This window comes from Burkholderia orbicola (assembly GCF_900100915.1).
Lineage (GTDB): Bacteria > Pseudomonadota > Gammaproteobacteria > Burkholderiales > Burkholderiaceae > Burkholderia > Burkholderia orbicola.
Map to the genome: position 1 here is coordinate 836934 of NZ_FNKW01000003.1, position 15495 is coordinate 852428.

At 68.0% G+C, this 15495-nt stretch carries 17 protein-coding genes; 5 read left to right on the forward strand and 12 right to left on the reverse strand.

The genetic code is table 11. The features are described from left to right. Window positions 1–139 precede the first annotated feature (139 nt). A complete protein-coding gene (locus tag BLS50_RS33640) occupies window positions 140–322 on the reverse strand; it encodes a hypothetical protein (RefSeq protein WP_023476396.1) in 183 nt (60 codons plus the stop codon). Here BLS50_RS33640 and BLS50_RS33645 point away from each other — a divergent pair. The 4 genes from BLS50_RS33645 to BLS50_RS33660 are packed head-to-tail and all read left to right on the forward strand — an operon-like array spanning window position 321 to window position 3785. Further along, a complete protein-coding gene (locus tag BLS50_RS33645; RefSeq protein ID WP_012337081.1) occupies window positions 321–1037 on the forward strand; it encodes an ABC transporter permease in 717 nt (238 codons plus the stop codon). The two genes, BLS50_RS33640 and BLS50_RS33645, sit on opposite strands and share 2 nt — an antisense overlap. Next, entirely contained in the window at window positions 1034–1945 is a 912-nt protein-coding gene (locus tag BLS50_RS33650) for a glycine betaine ABC transporter substrate-binding protein (protein WP_074808238.1), read from the forward strand. The genes BLS50_RS33645 and BLS50_RS33650 overlap by 4 nt, the downstream gene beginning before the upstream one ends. A gap of 11 nt (window positions 1946–1956) precedes the next feature. Further along, a complete protein-coding gene (locus tag BLS50_RS33655; RefSeq protein WP_074808240.1) occupies window positions 1957–2610 on the forward strand; it encodes an ABC transporter permease in 654 nt (217 codons plus the stop codon). Next, on the forward strand, window positions 2607–3785 hold the full coding sequence (locus BLS50_RS33660) for an ABC transporter ATP-binding protein (RefSeq protein ID WP_027808150.1): 1179 nt from the start codon (window positions 2607–2609) through the stop codon (window positions 3783–3785). The genes BLS50_RS33655 and BLS50_RS33660 overlap by 4 nt, the downstream gene beginning before the upstream one ends. 155 nt (window positions 3786–3940) lie before the next feature. Here BLS50_RS33660 and BLS50_RS33665 read toward each other — a convergent pair whose 3' ends face one another. Beyond that, window positions 3941–4318: a sugar ABC transporter ATPase gene (locus BLS50_RS33665; protein WP_074808243.1), complete on the reverse strand. Its 378-nt coding sequence runs from the start codon at window positions 4316–4318 to the stop codon at window positions 3941–3943. Between the two features lie 286 nt (window positions 4319–4604). On the opposite strand from BLS50_RS33665, the gene BLS50_RS33670 reads away from it, so the two are divergent. Continuing rightward, entirely contained in the window at window positions 4605–5585 is a 981-nt protein-coding gene (locus BLS50_RS33670; RefSeq protein ID WP_074808245.1) for a bifunctional helix-turn-helix transcriptional regulator/GNAT family N-acetyltransferase, read from the forward strand. Between the two features lie 96 nt (window positions 5586–5681). Here the strand turns inward: BLS50_RS33670 and BLS50_RS33675 are convergent, their stop codons facing one another. The 10 genes from BLS50_RS33675 to BLS50_RS33720 all read right to left on the reverse strand — a co-directional run bounded on the left by BLS50_RS33675 (window position 5682) and on the right by BLS50_RS33720 (window position 15469). Then, entirely contained in the window at window positions 5682–6239 is a 558-nt protein-coding gene (locus tag BLS50_RS33675) for an SLOG cluster 4 domain-containing protein (RefSeq protein WP_234044126.1), read from the reverse strand. A 44-nt stretch (window positions 6240–6283) separates the two neighbouring features. Beyond that, the gene (locus BLS50_RS33680) at window positions 6284–7531 is read right to left on the reverse strand and encodes an MFS transporter (RefSeq protein ID WP_074808249.1); all 1248 of its coding nucleotides are present in this window, start codon (window positions 7529–7531) and stop codon (window positions 6284–6286) included. Between the two features lie 285 nt (window positions 7532–7816). Continuing rightward, entirely contained in the window at window positions 7817–8146 is a 330-nt protein-coding gene (locus BLS50_RS33685; RefSeq protein ID WP_011549287.1) for an H-NS histone family protein, read from the reverse strand. 318 nt (window positions 8147–8464) lie between these two features. Continuing rightward, window positions 8465–9814, reverse strand: coding sequence for a reverse transcriptase family protein (locus tag BLS50_RS33690; protein WP_074808252.1), 1350 nt, complete (start codon window positions 9812–9814; stop codon window positions 8465–8467). A gap of 252 nt (window positions 9815–10066) precedes the next feature. After that, window positions 10067–10639, reverse strand: coding sequence for a plasmid fertility inhibition factor family protein (locus BLS50_RS33695; RefSeq protein WP_074808256.1), 573 nt, complete (start codon window positions 10637–10639; stop codon window positions 10067–10069). 222 nt (window positions 10640–10861) lie between these two features. Then, entirely contained in the window at window positions 10862–11617 is a 756-nt protein-coding gene (gene hutC / locus BLS50_RS33700) for a histidine utilization repressor (protein WP_011549290.1), read from the reverse strand. A 50-nt stretch (window positions 11618–11667) separates the two neighbouring features. Continuing rightward, a complete protein-coding gene (locus BLS50_RS33705; protein WP_074808260.1) occupies window positions 11668–13161 on the reverse strand; it encodes an HAL/PAL/TAL family ammonia-lyase in 1494 nt (497 codons plus the stop codon). A 7-nt stretch (window positions 13162–13168) separates the two neighbouring features. Beyond that, window positions 13169–13960 carry an ABC transporter ATP-binding protein gene (locus tag BLS50_RS33710; protein ID WP_006481065.1) on the reverse strand — a complete coding sequence of 264 codons (792 nt, stop codon included), beginning with the start codon at window positions 13958–13960 and terminating at the stop codon, window positions 13169–13171. 27 nt (window positions 13961–13987) lie between these two features. Beyond that, window positions 13988–14734 carry an ABC transporter permease gene (locus BLS50_RS33715; RefSeq protein ID WP_006481064.1) on the reverse strand — a complete coding sequence of 249 codons (747 nt, stop codon included), beginning with the start codon at window positions 14732–14734 and terminating at the stop codon, window positions 13988–13990. A gap of 12 nt (window positions 14735–14746) precedes the next feature. Next, the gene (locus tag BLS50_RS33720) at window positions 14747–15469 is read right to left on the reverse strand and encodes an ABC transporter permease (protein ID WP_006481063.1); all 723 of its coding nucleotides are present in this window, start codon (window positions 15467–15469) and stop codon (window positions 14747–14749) included. Between the last annotated feature and the right edge of the window lie 26 nt (window positions 15470–15495).

Consider the following 15495-nt stretch of genomic DNA (forward strand, 5'->3'; position numbering starts at 1 on the left):
GCATCCGTTTCGCCACGTCAAAGGGGCCTCCGGCCCCAGCGGTCGGCTTCCAGCCGCCCGCATCCATGCCGTCTTCACAAGACGGTGCCCTGCTCGAACGCGCCTCGCCGTTACGGCGCCGCCGGGCTGAACCTGACAATCAGACGAACGCGTCGTTGCGTTCACCCGACCGCCAGCCGCACCTCGGTGCAGCCGGCAGCACTGTTTCCGTCAGTTCAATCGCGGCCATGCCGGGATCACGAACTTCCATCGCGACGCCATGCGGCGTCATCGCGGCGTGCGCCTGCGCGCGCCGCACCGAATCGAGGAGGCGTATCTTCATGACTCGACGCACTGTCCAGCTGGTGGGCAGCCTGGTGGCAATCATCGCCGTGGGATGGGCATTGGCGCGCGGCATCGGCGCCGAAACGTTCCATCAGCGCGCGGACGATCTCGCCTACTACGCGGGCCAGCACATGCTGCTGGTCGTCTATTCGATGACATTGGCCATCGCCGTGGGCGTGCCCGCCGGCGTGCTGCTGAGCCGGCCGCGATTCCAGCATCAGGCCGAGCGCTTCATGCAGGTCTTCAACATCGGTAACACGATCCCGTCGCTCGCGGTGCTCGCCATCGCGCTCGGCATCTTCGGCATCGGCAACGTGCCCGCGATCGTCGCGCTGTTCCTCGCGTCGCTGCTGCCCGTCACGCGCAATGCCTACGAAGGCATGAAGAACGTGCCGGCCGCGCTGCGCGAGGCCGCCAAGGGCATCGGCATGACCGGCTGGCAGTCGCTGGTTCGCGTGGAACTGCCCAATGCACTGCCGATCATCGTCGGCGGCGTGCGCACCGCGCTCGCGATCAACGTCGGGACGGCGCCACTCGCTTACCTGATCGGCGCGGACAGCCTCGGCTCGCTGATCTTCCCCGGCATCTACCTCGACAACCAGCCGCTGCTGCTGCTCGGCGCATCGCTCACCGCGATCCTCGCACTGGTGCTGGACGGCATCGTCGCGGCCGGCAGCCGCCATTGGCTCGCACGCCACGGAGGTGCCGCATGACGCTTCATCGCATCCTTCGATCGCTCGCACGCCTGTGCGCCGCCGGCGCGCTGTGCGTCGCGGCCAGCACGCCGGCATTCGCCGCGAAGCTCGTGCTCGGCGCGAAGAACTTCACCGAGCAATACGTGCTCGCGGAACTCACGTCGCAGTACCTGCGCTCGCGCGGCTACGACGTCGAAGTCCGCGCCGGGCTCGGCAGTACGCTCGCCCGCAGCGCGCTGGAGAACGGCCAGTTCGACCTGATGTGGGATTACACGGGCACCGCGGCGCTCGTCTACAACAAGATCCAGGACAAGCTGTCGCCCGAGGAAATGTACCGGCGCGTCAAGGCGCTCGACGTGCCGCGCGGGCTCGTGTGGCTCGACGCGTCGCCGCTCAACGACACCTACGCGATCGGCCTGCCGAGCCAGCTCGCGCAGGCCACCGGCATCCGCACGGTGTCGCAGCTCGCCGAGCACCTGAAGACCGATCCGGCGGCGAAGCATTACGTGTTCGGCATGGACGCGGAATTCGCGAATCGCCCCGACGGCCTCAAGCCGCTGCTCGCCGCCTACGGCATGCAGTTCAGCCGCGCGCAACTGAAGCAGATGGACCCGGGGCTCGTCTATACGGCCCTGCACAACAACCAGTTGAAGATCGGCCTCGTCTACACGACCGACGGACGCGTGAAGGGCTTCGGCATCGTGCCGCTCGAGGACGACAGGCACTTCTTCCCGCCGTACAACGCGACGCCCGTGGTGCGCCAGGGCACGCTCGCGCACAACCCGAAGCTCGCGACGCAGCTCAACGCGCTGTCGGCCGCGCTCGACAACGACGCGATGCAGGCGATGGCCAAGGCGGTCGATCTCGACGGCAAATCGCCGCGCGACGTGGCCGACGAATTCCTGCGTACCCACCCGCTACCTTGAAGGAGCAACCGATGAGCGTATTCGACTATCTCGCTTCGAGCTGGCCCGAGCTGCTGCAGCTCACGCTGCAGCACATGTGGCTCGTCGCGATCGCCGTGGGCTGCGCGATCGTCGCCGGCGTACCGCTCGGTATCCTGATCAATCGCCACGACTGGCTCGCCGGGCCGCTGCTCGGCATTGCCACGCTCGTGCTCACGCTGCCGTCCATCGCGCTGTTCGGCCTGATGATCCCGTTGTTCTCGCGCTTCGGCCAGGGTATCGGCGCCGCGCCCGCGATCACCGCCGTGTTCCTCTACTCGCTGCTGCCGATCATGCGCAACACCTACCTCGCGTTGCACAACGTGGAGGCGGGGATCAAGGAAGCCGGCACCGGCATCGGCATGACGTCGTGGCAGCGCCTGCGCCTCGTCGAGCTGCCGCTGGCGGTGCCCGTGATTCTCGCGGGCGTGCGCACCGCGGTCGTGATGAACATCGGCGTGATGACGATCGCCGCCGTGATCGGCGCGGGCGGCCTCGGCACGCTGATCCTGCGTGCGATCGGCCAGAGCAGCATGATGAAACTGCTGGTGGGCGCGGTGCTCGTGAGCCTGCTCGCGATCGTCGCCGACCGGCTGCTGCAGATGCTGCAACGTGCATTGACACCGAAGGGAGTGCAGAAGACATGATCGAACTCGACAAACTGACCAAGACCTTCACGCGCAAGGACGGCCAGGCCGTACGCGCGGTGGACTCCGTGAGCCTGTCGGTGCCCGAAGGGGAAATCTGCGTGTTCCTCGGCCCGTCGGGCTGCGGCAAGACCACCACGCTCAAGATGATCAACCGGCTGATCGCCGCGACGTCGGGCCGCGTGCTCATCAACGGCGAGGATACGGCGCAACTCAATGAAGTCGACCTGCGGCGTCACATCGGCTACGTGATCCAGCAGATCGGGCTGTTTCCGAACATGACGATCGAGGAGAACATCACCGTCGTGCCGCGCCTGCTCGGCTGGGACAAGAAACGCTGCGCCGAACGCGCGCGCGACCTGATGTCGATGGTCGCGCTCGATCCGAAGCTGTACCTGAAACGCTATCCGCGCGAGCTGTCGGGCGGGCAGCAGCAGCGCATCGGCGTGATTCGCGCGCTGGCCGCCGATCCGCCCGTGCTGCTGATGGACGAGCCGTTCGGCGCGGTCGATCCGATCAACCGCGAATCGATCCAGAACGAGTTCTTCCAGATGCAGCGGCAACTGAACAAGACCGTGATCATGGTAAGCCACGACATCGACGAAGCGATCAAGCTGGGCGATCGCATCGCCGTGTTCCGGCGCGGCCAGCTCGTGCAGTACGATCACCCGGACACGTTGCTGGCACGCCCGCGCGACGAGTTCGTCGCGCAGTTCGTCGGCCAGGACAGCACGCTCAAGCGCCTGCTGCTCGTGAAGGCCGGCGACGCCGCGACGCAACCCGAAACGGCGCGCGTCGATACGCCACTCGCGCATGCCTTGGCGGTCATGGACGAAACCGACTGCCGCTATCTGACCGTGCTCGACGACGCGGGCCGGGCGCTCGGCTACGTGACGCGCCGCGCGGCACGCACCGACGGCGGCGGCGTGTGCGGCGAACGCGTGACGCCGTTCCCGGCCGGCGTCGCGGCGGACGACAACCTGCGCATCGTGCTGTCGAAGATGTATCAATACAGTGTGTCATGGATGCCGGTGCTCGACCCCGACGGGGCGTGGCTCGGCGAGATCACGCAGGATTCGATCGCCGCGTACCTCAGCTCGGGCCGATCGCGCCGGCAAACCGGCCAGCCGCCGGGCAGCCCGGCCGAGGCGGTTGCGGCGGTCGCCACGTCCTGAGTCGCGCCCGGGCCGGCGCTTCGTGGCGCCGGCTTCGGGAAGCGGATCGATGCCGCGCGTTTTGGAAAAATGTCATCGTGGTCGTTCGAGCATCGCGCGGCGAAAACCACTGCAATGACAACCGTCATCCGTTTTTCCGGCACACGCGATCCGCCTCAGCGCTGCGGCGTGCGGACTTTTCCGTCGACCTTCAACGTGCGCCGGTCGCGCGCGGCCTCGTATTCGACCGTCTGCGCCGGCGCGACCGCGCCATAGGATCGCCCGTTCACATAGACGACGCCGTCGCGCAACTCGATCCTGTCGCCGTCGACCGTCGCAGTAGCCCGGTCGCCCTGCAATACCGCGCCCGAACACCCGGCGGTCGAGAAGCTGCGGACCGAGGTGCCCGGCATCGCGCCGTTCCCGCCGGCCCAATCCGCCGCATGCGCGGCGCTGCACGGCGGCGCGTCCATCGCGCCGGCGGCATGGAGCGGCGCCGCCCCGATGCCGCTCCCGGCAAGCAACGCGATCGTCATCGGCAACAGCTTGTTCATGGTGATCTCCGTGGTCCGCGGCCGTCGATCGAGGATCGGTCGATGCCCCTGCTCGCAGGCCGGCCAGCTCCGGCCAGTATGCGGCCACTTCACCGCGCCGGGCCATCCGCTTCTGTACCAGTCGCGAGCGCGCCGTTCCGGCTGCCCCCCACGTCTCGTCGGCCTGGCCGACCGGCCGCGCGCAAGCGCCACTGCGAAGCAATCGGTCCCGCATGAAAATCCGCCTTGCTCAAGTTGCGACTCGCAACTATTATTGATTGCGATACGCAACCTTTCAGGGGTAACCATGGACCTCATCGACGCACCGGCCAAGCCGCGCGACGCGACCATCCTCGAACTGCGCGACTTCTCGCGCAAACTGGTGCGCGAGCTCGGCTTCATGCGTGCGACGCTGGCCGACAGCGACTGGGCGCCGTCGGCCGTGCACGCGATCCTCGAGATCGGGATGGCGCCCGGCATCAACGCGAAGGATCTCGGCGCGATCCTGCGGCTCGACAAGTCGAACACGAGCCGGCAACTCGCGCGGCTCGAAGCGGCCGGCGTCGTGGAGCGGCGCGTGTCGAGCGAGGACGCGCGCGCGATCGAGCTGTACCTGACCGCCGAAGGCAAAAAGCTTCAGAAAAGAATCGACACGTTCGCGACCGACCAGGTGTCGAATGCGCTGCGTCGCATGATTCCAGCCGACCAGCAGGCGCTGCTGCGTTCGCTCGCGCTGTATGCCGATGCGCTCGCCCAGGACAACGCGGCCAGGGCGAGCGTCGCGCCTGCCGACGCGCCGTCGATTCGCGAGGGCTATCAGCCGGGCTGCATCGGCGACATCGCGAGCCTGCATGCGCGCTTCTATGCGGAACACTGGGGTTTCGGCGCCTTCTTCGAACAACGCGTGGCGACCGAGCTGGCCGCCTTCGCGGGTGCGCTGCCGGCCGACGGCAAGGCGCTCTGGCTGTGCCGGGAAGACGGCCGGACGCTCGCGTCGCTCGCGATCGACGGCGACCCTGCGACGGGCGTCGCGCACCTGCGCTGGTTCATCGTCAACGACGCGTTGCGCGGCTCGGGCGTCGGGCGTCAGTTGATGACGCTCGCGATGCGTTTCGTCGACGAGCACCGGTTTCGCGAAACCTATCTGTGGACCTTCAAGGGGCTCGATGCCGCACGCCATCTGTACGAGTCGTTCGGCTTTGCGCTGACGAGCGAAAGCGCGGGCACGCAGTGGGGGACCGAGGTCGTCGAGCAGCGCTTCAGCCGACCCGGGCCGTCCGGCGGCTGAGATCGGCGGACGCCGTCGCTGCGCAGGTCGTCATGCGTTCTCGTCTTGAACGACACACGCGCATTCCGACGAAAGGAATCGCATCGATCCCGTGAACTATCGACCCGCCTGCGCCTGCTCCGCCGCAAACGCATCGTCGATGAACCGGATCACGTCGTCGAGCGACGACGTGCACACCGCGTCCGCGGCAAGCGACCGAAACGCACCGTCCGGCCCGAAGCAGACGAGCGGCTTGCGCCAGCGCTGCGCGAGCGCAATTTCCTCGGCGGTACCGGGCCCGCCCGGCAGCGCGACGATCAGGTCGCTGCTCAGCACGTTCACGTAGTTGCGGTTGATCGTGCCCGGCGCGGCGCCCGGTTCGCGGCGCGGCAGCGGCGTGAGGACCGGAATGTCGACGAACGGATGCGGATAGCCGTCGAGCGGCACGAAGCCCGCGACCGGATCGGCCTGTGTCGGCAGGATGCCGATCGACCGGCCGGCCCGACCGGGCACGCCGGCGAACGCGCGCGCGACCGCCAACATCACGCCCTGCCCGCCGCCCGTCAGCAGGTTGAAGCCGGCCTGCGCGAGCCACGCGCCGAGCGGTTCCGAAAACGCGAGCCACGGCTCCTTGCCCGAGCCCATCACGCCGATCGTCCTGTTGTTCCGTTGCATCGTGGTTTCCGGTGAAATCGTGGCGGTGCATGCACGCACCGTGTTCATTCGAGCTCGACGCCCTTGAGCTCGGGGATCAGGAACAGCGTCGCGACCATGTCGAGCACGTACAGGCCGGCGAGCAGCGCGATGGCTGTCTGGAACGAGTAGTGCGCGGCGAGCGCGCCGACCGCGACCGGGCCGAAGCCGCCGACCGCGCGGCCGATGTTCCACAGCACGTTCTGCGCGGTCGCGCGTGCGGCCGTCGGATAGCCTTCCGACATCAGCGTCCCGTAGCCGCCGACCATCCCGTTGACGAACATCCCCATCAGCGCGCCGGCCCACAGCATCGCCGTCGGGTCCGACAGCCGCGCATAGGCGATGACCGTCACGACCGAGCCGAGCTGGTACAGCAGGAACGTCGGCTTGCGGCCGATGCGGTCGGCCAGTTGGCCGAACACCCAGACGCCGATCATCATCCCGACGACGGTCGCCGCCGTCCACAGCCCCGATTTCGTCAGCGAGAAGCCCATCTGCTTCGACAGGAAGGTCGGCAGCCAGATCATGATCCCGTAGTAGCCGAAATTCTGGACCGAACACAGGATCACGATGCCGACGCTCGTGCGCGCGGTGCGGCCGTCGGCGACGAGCATGCGGAACGCGTTGGATTTCGGCTGCGTCGCGCGCTGCACGAACGCTTCCGGCTCGTGCAGCTTGTTGCGCATCACCCACGCGAGCAGCGCGGGCAGCACGCCGACCACGAACATGCCGCGCCAGCCGATGTGGAGCAGCAGCAACGGCGTCAGCAGCGCGGCCAGCAGCACGCCGACCTGCCAGCCGAGCGCGACGTAGCACGACACGCGGGCGCGTTTGGCTGCCGGCCATGCTTCGGCCGCGAGCGCCATGCCGATCCCGAACTCGCCGCCGAGGCCGATGCCCGCGATGGTGCGATAGACGAGCAGATCCTCGAAACCGCGCGCGAATGCGCACAGGCCGGTGAAGATCGCGAACAGCAGGATCGTCCAGGTCAGCACGCGCACGCGCCCGTAGCGGTCGCTCAGCGCGCCGAACACGATGCCGCCCGCGACCGCGCCGACCAGCGTCCACGTGACCAGCGCGCCGCCCTGCCCGGGCGTCAGGTGCAACGCCGCCGTGATCGCCGGCAGCATGAAGCCGAGGATCAGCAGGTCGAAGCCGTCCATCGCATAGCCGATCGCCGACCCGGCCAGCGCTTTCCACGCGTACGCCCCGACCTGCTCGACGCGCGGGGCCGACGGGCCGCCGAGCGCCGAAGATTTCATGTTTGCTGCCATGGTGTCCTGCCACGAATGTCCGGCGACATTCTAAGGCCTGTGCCCGCGAACGACGGAGGCGGACGCACGTCGGCCCGCGCTGGCGGGGCGGCAGGCGGAAAATGACAGGCAACGAGCGGAAAAGAGAAAAGAAAAGGGAAAACGTCGATCCGGTGCGGCGGCGAGGCCGGCGATGTCGCGATCAGGCCGGACACCGGATGAAAGACAGCGGGCAGGCGGAGGATTGCCGGCCGGCCCGCCCGCGCGAACCGGGCGGCGCCGGATGGTCTTGCAATGCGACGGGCTTCAGCCCTGATCGTCCCCGGGCCACCAGGTCTTGGCCTCGCGATCGACCGCAAGCGTTTCGAGATCCTTGCCTTCGAGCCATTTCGGCCGCGGGCCGCGCCCCGACCATGAGCGGCCGGTCGACGGATCGTAGTACTTGGCAGGCGCCTTGCGCTTGCGCTGGACGATGTAGCCGAGCGCGCTCAGCACTTCCTGTTGCGAAATTCCCAGCAACTCGACCTGTTCCTTGAACGCCGCGAGCGCGGCTTGCTTCTCCTTCTGCTTCGCCTCTGACAGCTTGATGTTCAGGTCCCGAAGTTGTGCTTCGAGTTCCTGCAGGGCCTGGGTCATGTATTCATCCTCTTTGGGCATGTTTTTGCAAAAAGCTCCGATGGCCGAACCTACCACGAAGTTCAGCCGATCGGGGCTGTCAAATAGGTGAATCGTCCACCTGAGCCGGCATGATTGCGCGATGCGCACTAAACGACGTCGTGCGTCACTGACAGACAAGGCCAGGCCGGCAAAGGCGGCGCCGCGTACGCATGCGAGGGGCGACGGCGGCGGCGAATGATCGCCGCGCGTGGCACGGGCGCGGCATGGCGCGAATGATAGCAGTGCGCGGCGTCGTGATGCAGAAGTCGCTGACCGGCGTCGCGCGGGCCCGACGGTTCAGCGATCGGCGCCGCTCGGCTCCCATGCGATGCGGTCGAACAGCGCGCGCAGCTTCGCGCCGCGCGCCGCGTTCAACGCCGCCGCATGCGCGACGCGTCCGGCCAGATGCGCACGAAAATCCGGATGCGCGTCGCGGTTCTGCGACGCCGGGCCATGCCGGATGCAATTGGTCAGGATGGCCTTCAGGCGATCGAATTCGTCGCGCGCCAGATTCGGGTGACGGTTGACGACCACGCCGGCCAGTTGCTGGCGCGCACCGCGCCGCATCACGCGGGTCTTGCGCAATTGCAGCGCGAAACCTTCCTCGAGCGCGATCGCGGCGACCCGGATCTGCAGCCGCTCGATGTCGCGCGCGAGCGCGCCGCCGCCGGAGAACGCGAGATCGTCCGCATAGCGCGTGTAGGTCGCATCGAGCGAACGCGCGAGCGCGGCGAGCCGCAGGTCGAACCGGAACGCGCACAGGTTCGCGAGCGCCGGCGACGTCGGCGCCCCCTGCGGCAGATGCCGTTCGCGATAGCGCTGGCGACCGATCCAGTCGAACCGGTCGCGCAGGTCCGGCGCGAGCAGCCGCGCCGACGGCACGCGATTGGTACACAGCCCGGTGAGCGTACGCGCGACTTCGGCCGGATACCCGAGCGTCGCGAACAGCGCATGGACGCGCGCGGCGCGCACCGACACGAAGAAATCCGCGAGATCGAAGCGCACGACGACATCGCGATCCGCATGCGGCCCCGCGAACGACACGATCCCGTGCCCCTTGCGAAAACCGTGTACCGCGCCGTGCGGCGCAATGCGATCGAGCAGCCCGTGCAGGATGCGGCGCTGCGCTTCGCGCAGCCGCCCCTTCGGGATTTCGACGAGGCGGCACCCGCCGCTGCGCTTGTCGACCGCGACGTACGTGTAGTGATGCAGCGGCGTGGCGCTGCTGCGCGCGTCGACACGCCAGTGATCGGCCAGCCAGTCGAGTTCCGGCACGCTCACCCCGAGCCAGCCGGCGAGATCGCCGGGCGTCGGCCAGTGCGGCACGTCGCAGCCGGCGAGCGGCACGGGCAGCGGTCGCTGGATCAGCGGCCGCCACACGATGCGGATCACCGCCGGCCGACGGTCGCCATACCATGCGCGCACGAACGCGGGCGCCTCGGCCAGGACCGCCGCGAGCGCGTCGGTGTCGGTATCGGCCCAGTCCGCGCCGAAGCGGGCGAGCGCGAGGTCCGCGCATTCGTGCGTCCACGGTGGTGCTTCGCCGAGCACGGCGGCCATCCGCGCGACGATGCCGTCGCGTTCGGGCGGACCGGCGAGCATCGCCTCGGCAATCGTGCGGGTGGTGTCGCGCAGGGATGAGTGCATGGGAAACGGAGGCGGGACGATGAGTCAACGTGGCTGGTGCTGCGAGAGCCGTCGTTGCGCAACGCGCAACTTGCGCACTTGCGACGCATCGGTGTATCGATCTGATCCACGGGGTAGCCCCGTAGTCCTGGAACATCGGCTGCCTGTTCCGGGCGTGTGCTTGACCCAACGCCCCGCGGCCCGACTTTAATCGGCGGCCGCGTCAGGTGTCAAATCGAGCCGGACGATGCGCGCCGCGCGGCGGCCCCGCGCTTATGCGCGCCGGCTGAACAGCTCGCTGAACGCGATCGGCGCCACGCCGATGCCGGCCAGGCCGTTCAGTATCGTTGCCCAGCTCGCGTCGGCCACGCTGACCGGAAACGACCGCACGCGATGGGCGAGCAGCCAGAAGGTGCGCGTCATGCCGTCGCTCATCGCGACCTCGTAGCCGCTTGCCGCCGCCCAGTAGCCGACCGAAGGCAACGTCACAGGTGCGTCGCGGCCGCTTCCGAACGCGGCGGCCGCCGTCGCGAACTTGCTGTCGAGCGACATGGCGCGGCGCGGTACGCAATCCTGCGAATTCTGTTTGGGGAACGTGGGGCTCGTCTCGAGCCAGCGGCGATAGAACATGTCCGCGTCGATATGGATGACGAACCGCTCCGCGCCACCCGGCTCGGCCTTCAGATAGCAGTCCGCCTGGTTCGGCACGGGAACGCGCCACGTCGCGCGCTTCGCACTCAGGTCGACCAGTTCGCACGCCATCGACGGGCGCTGGGCGGGTATAGCGGCTCCGGATTCGCGCAGGTCCTGTGCGCGAAGGATGCCGTTACGAAGACGTGTCAGCATGGGCCCTCTCTCTTTCTCTCGATTTTTTCGCATGAGTCAGGGCCCGTCGCGCGATCCGCGCCGGCATCGCGATGCGGTCGCCCGGTTCCCCGACGCTCCCGACCGAATCGGGAACCCGCGCAGTGTATCGCCTTTCGATGCAGGTACGACAGGGCTCCGTCACGACCCTTGCGACGGCACCGGCCAGCACGGCTGACGCGGCAAACGGGCCACCCCGCTTCCCTACATGTTGCCCGCCAGATGAAACCGCGACGCCGGATGCCACAGCCTGACCGACGTGGCGACCTGATCGCCGACCCACGTACGGCGTCGCAACAGCAAGCACGGTTCACCGATTTCCATCACGAGATGCCGACGCACCTGCGCATTGGGTTTCTCCGCGTAGATCCGGAACTCCGCACGCTGGATCGGCGCCAGTCGCACCATGTAGTGATTCGGCGTCTCGAGCGTGAAGTCCTGCTCCAGATACGCGGGAAACAAGGCCGGATTCACGTAGCGATCCTCGAACTGGATCGGTTCGTCCTCCTCGTAATGGACGATACGCGAATGAAACACGGGCCCGGCGCGCAACCCGAGCGCATCGATCGCGTCCGGGTCGACGCTGCGCTCGATCAGCAGCACGCGCGCACTGTGCCGGTGGCCGCGCTCGGCAATCTCGTCCGCGATGTTGCGGATCTCCAGCACCGTCGACTCGTAATGCCGGCGCTCGACGAACGTGCCGGCCCCCTGGATGCGGGTCAGCACGCGCTCGGCCGTCAGTTCGCGCAGCGCGCGCGACACCGTCATCCGCGCCACGCCAAATTCCTTGACCAGTTCCGCCTCGGTCGGGATCGCACCGCCGGGCTTCCAGTCGCCCTTCGCGATCCGCTCGACGACGTAGCGCTTGATCTGCTGGTAGGCCGGCAATGCCCGCGCCGGCACGGTGTCGGCCGATGCCGACGCCTGCCGGGCGGAAAGTCTGCGTTCCGTTTCGCTCATGCGCCCTCGACCGAATGAATGTGGGGTGATCGGCTCGCCGTTGACCGTCGTCATCGCAACGACGGCGGCACACCGGCGACGATGCCGGCCGCGATCGCGATATCGTCCGCGAGCGGCCGGTCGTCGTGATACGCCGGCGCACGTTCGCGCACGTGTCGCCACAGCGCGTCGGTCGATGCGGCGCGCCCCGTTTCGCCGGGCTGCAGATCGTACGCCTGCGCGGCGGCCAGCAGCTCGATCGCAAGCACGCGCGTCGTGTTCTCGATGATGTCGAGCGCTTTCAGCGCGGCCGGCGTCGCATGACACAGGTGATCTTCCTGCAGCCCCGACGTGATGCCGCCGTCGAGGCTCGCCGGCGCCGCGAGCCGCTGATTCTGCGCGACCAGCGCGACCGCCGTGTACTGCGCGATCATGAAACCCGAACAGCTGCCGCCCGGCGTGGCAAGAAACGCCGGCAGCCCGCTGACGAGCGGATTCACGAGCCGGTCGAGACGCCGCTCGGCGATCGCCGCGACCTGCGCCATCGCGCTCGCGAGGCTGTCCATCGCGAGCGCGATGCCGGCGCCGACCGCATGCGCCTGCGAATGCACGGCCGGCGCGTCGCGCGTGCCGGCGACGATCGGATTGTCGGTGACGGATGCGAGTTCGCGATCGACAACCTCCGCCGTGACGTCGAACACGTCGCGCGCCGCTCCATGGACGTGCGGAATCGTGCGCAGGCTGAGCGGGTCCTGCGTATGCCGGCCGCTCGCCGCGGCAAGCATGCCGCTGTCCGCCAGCAGCGCACGCAAACGGGCGCCGACCTGCCCGATACCGGGCGAAATCCGCAGCGCGAGCGAAGCCGGATCGAATGCGGCGAGTTGCCCGCCGAGGTTCTCGAAGCTCATCGCCGCGATCCAGTCGGCCCAGTCGAGCAACCGTTCCGCGCGGGCCAGCGCGAGCGCCGCCAGCCCCGTGACGCACGGCGTCCCGTTGACGAGGCTCAACCCCTCCTTCGCGCCGAGGACGAGCGGTTCGCGGCCGATGCGCCGCAGCGCCTCGTCGCCGCGTAGGCGTTCGCCGCGATGGCGCGCATGGCCGTGCCCGACACAGACGAGCGCGACGTGCGCCATGTGGGTCAGGTACCCGACCGAGCCGTGCGCCGGCACTTCGGGAAGGCAATCGTGCTCGAGCAGCGCGACGAGTTGGTCGACGATGTCGGCACGCACGCCCGAATGCCCGTGCGCATAGTTGTTGATCGCGGCCGCGATGATCGCGCGCGTTTCGGCCGCGCCGAGCGGCATGCCGACACCCACCGCGTGACTCATCAGGATGTTGTGCGACAGCGTGCTCTGCTGGGCCGGCGACACGATCACGTCGCACAGCGCGCCGACGCCGGTATTGACGCCGTAGGCGCGAATCCCGCGCGCGACGATCTCGTCGACGAGTTCGCGAGCGGCCACGACCCGCGCGCGCGTCTCGTCGGCCAATGCCAGCGGCTCGCCGGCCGCCACCGCCGCAACCTGTCGCCAGTCGAGCGGCTGCGCCGCACGGAATACGGTCATGGCAGCCTCAGTTCGTGGTGCGGTCGTGGTGGCTCGACACGAATTGCCGGAAGCGCTCGGAGGTCTGGCCGCCGAAGACTTCGTCGGGCGTCCCGTCCGTATCGACCTCGCCCTGATGCAGGAACATCACGCGGTTCGACACGTGGCGTGCAAAGCCCATTTCATGCGTGACGACCAGCATCGTGCGCCCCTCTTCCGCCAGCGAGCGCATCACGCGCAGCACCTCGCCGACCAGTTCCGGGTCGAGCGCCGACGTCGGTTCGTCGAACAGCATCACCTTCGGATGCATCGCCAGCGCGCGGGCAATGGCGACACGTTGCTGCTGGCCGCCCGACAGGTGCGCGGGATAGTAGCCGCGCTTGTCCGCGAGGCCAACGCGTGCGAGCAGCGCCTCGGCTTCCTCCACCGCTTCCGCGCGACTGCGCTTCTGCACGCGCAGCGGCCCTTCGACGAGGTTGTCAAGCACCGTCATGTGCGACCACAGGTTGAAGTTCTGGAACACCATGCCGAGCTGCGAGCGAATCCGGTCGACCTGGCGCCGGTCGCTCGGATGCAGCTTGCCGTCGCGTGCGCGCTTCATCGCCAGCTCTTCGCCCGCGAGCGCGACGGAGCCGTCGTCGGGGGTCTCGAGCAGGTTCAGGCAACGCAGGAACGTGCTCTTGCCCGATCCGCTCGCGCCGAGGATCGAGATGACGTCGCCCTCGTGCGCGTCGAGCGAAATGCCCTTCAGCACATGGTGATCGCCGAACGACTTGTGGATGTTTCTGACCGACAGCGCAACGGGAGCAGCGGTGTTCATCGGTTTCTCCTGGAAAGAATGGCGCGCTCAGGACGCGACGCGCTGGGCATTGCGGGTCGCCGCGGCAGGCGCGCCGGACGGCTTCGGCGCACGCAGGTGCCCCGAGAGCCGCCATTCGAGCGCGCCGAGCACGCGCACGACGATGAAGTTCAGGCCCAGATAGATGATGGCCGCGCAGACGAACACTTCGGTCGTCCGGTAGGTTTGCTGAATGATCTGCTGCGCGACGCCCGTCACTTCCCACACCGTGACGAGGCTCGCCAGCGCGGTCGACTTGACGAGCAGCACCGCTTCGGTCGAATACGCGGGCAGACACTGGCGCAACGCGATCGGGCCGATCACGCGCCGCAGCAGCGAGAAGCCCGACAGGCCGATGGAATACCCGGCCTCGATCTGCCCGACCGGTACGGCCATCAGTCCGCCGCGCAGGATCTCGGCCGTGTAGCCGGCCGTGCACAGCGCAAGCGACAGCACCGCGCAGACGTACGGCTCGCGCAGCAGCGGCCACATGAAGCTCTCGCGGATCACGCCGAACTGGCCGAGCCCGTAATACACGAGAAACATCTGGATCAGCAGCGGCGAGCCGCGAAACACGAGGATGTAGGCCCGTGCGAAGCGGTTCGGCAGCCAGCGCGGCGACACGCGCATCGTGACGATCACGAGCGACAGCAGGCCGCCGAGCACGAGCGATGCGAAGAACAGGCCGAGCGTGGTCGGCACGGCCGCGAGCAGTTGGCGCAGCGTATCGAGGAGAAAAGCGAAATCGATGGACATGCCCGTACTCCGTCAGTTGCGCGCGAAATTGCGGCGGAACGACCGGCCGACGATCGCCTCGGCCCGGTTGAACACACGGTTCGACAAGCCCGTCATCAGCAGATACAACGCCCCGCCCGCGACGAAGAACACGAAGTACTGGTGAGTCGAATTGGCAGCGATCTGGCTCGTGCGGAGCAACTCGGCAAGACCGGTGACCGAGATCAGTGCGGAATCCTTCAGGCTCAGTTGCCACACGTTGCCGATACCGGGCAACGCGAAGCGCAGCACCTGCGGCACCAGGATGCGCCGCAGCACCATGCTGCGCGGCATGCCGATCGAGCGCGCCGCTTCGAGCTCGCCTTTCGACACGGCGAGCACCGCCGCGCGATAGACCTCTGCCTGATAGGCGCCCGAGATCATCCCGACCGCGAGCGCACCGATCACGAACGGCGGCACGCCGATGAAGCCTTCCGCGCCGAACCACTGGCCGACGGCCGTCACGAGCGTCGAGCCGCCGAAGTAGAACAGATAAATGACGAGCAGTTCGGGCACGCCGCGAAATACCGTCGTATACAGATCGCCGAGCAGGCGGAGGGTGCGGTAGCGCGACAGCTTCGCGGCCGCGATCGCCGCGCCGATCACGGCGCCGACCGCGAGCGCGGCGAGCGTCAGCGCGACCGTCATCAATGCGGCGAGCAGCAGCACACCGCCCCAGCCTTCGGTACCGAAGCCGAGCATTTCAAGAATCGCCATGCGTGCCTCCCTGCATGCGTTGAGTG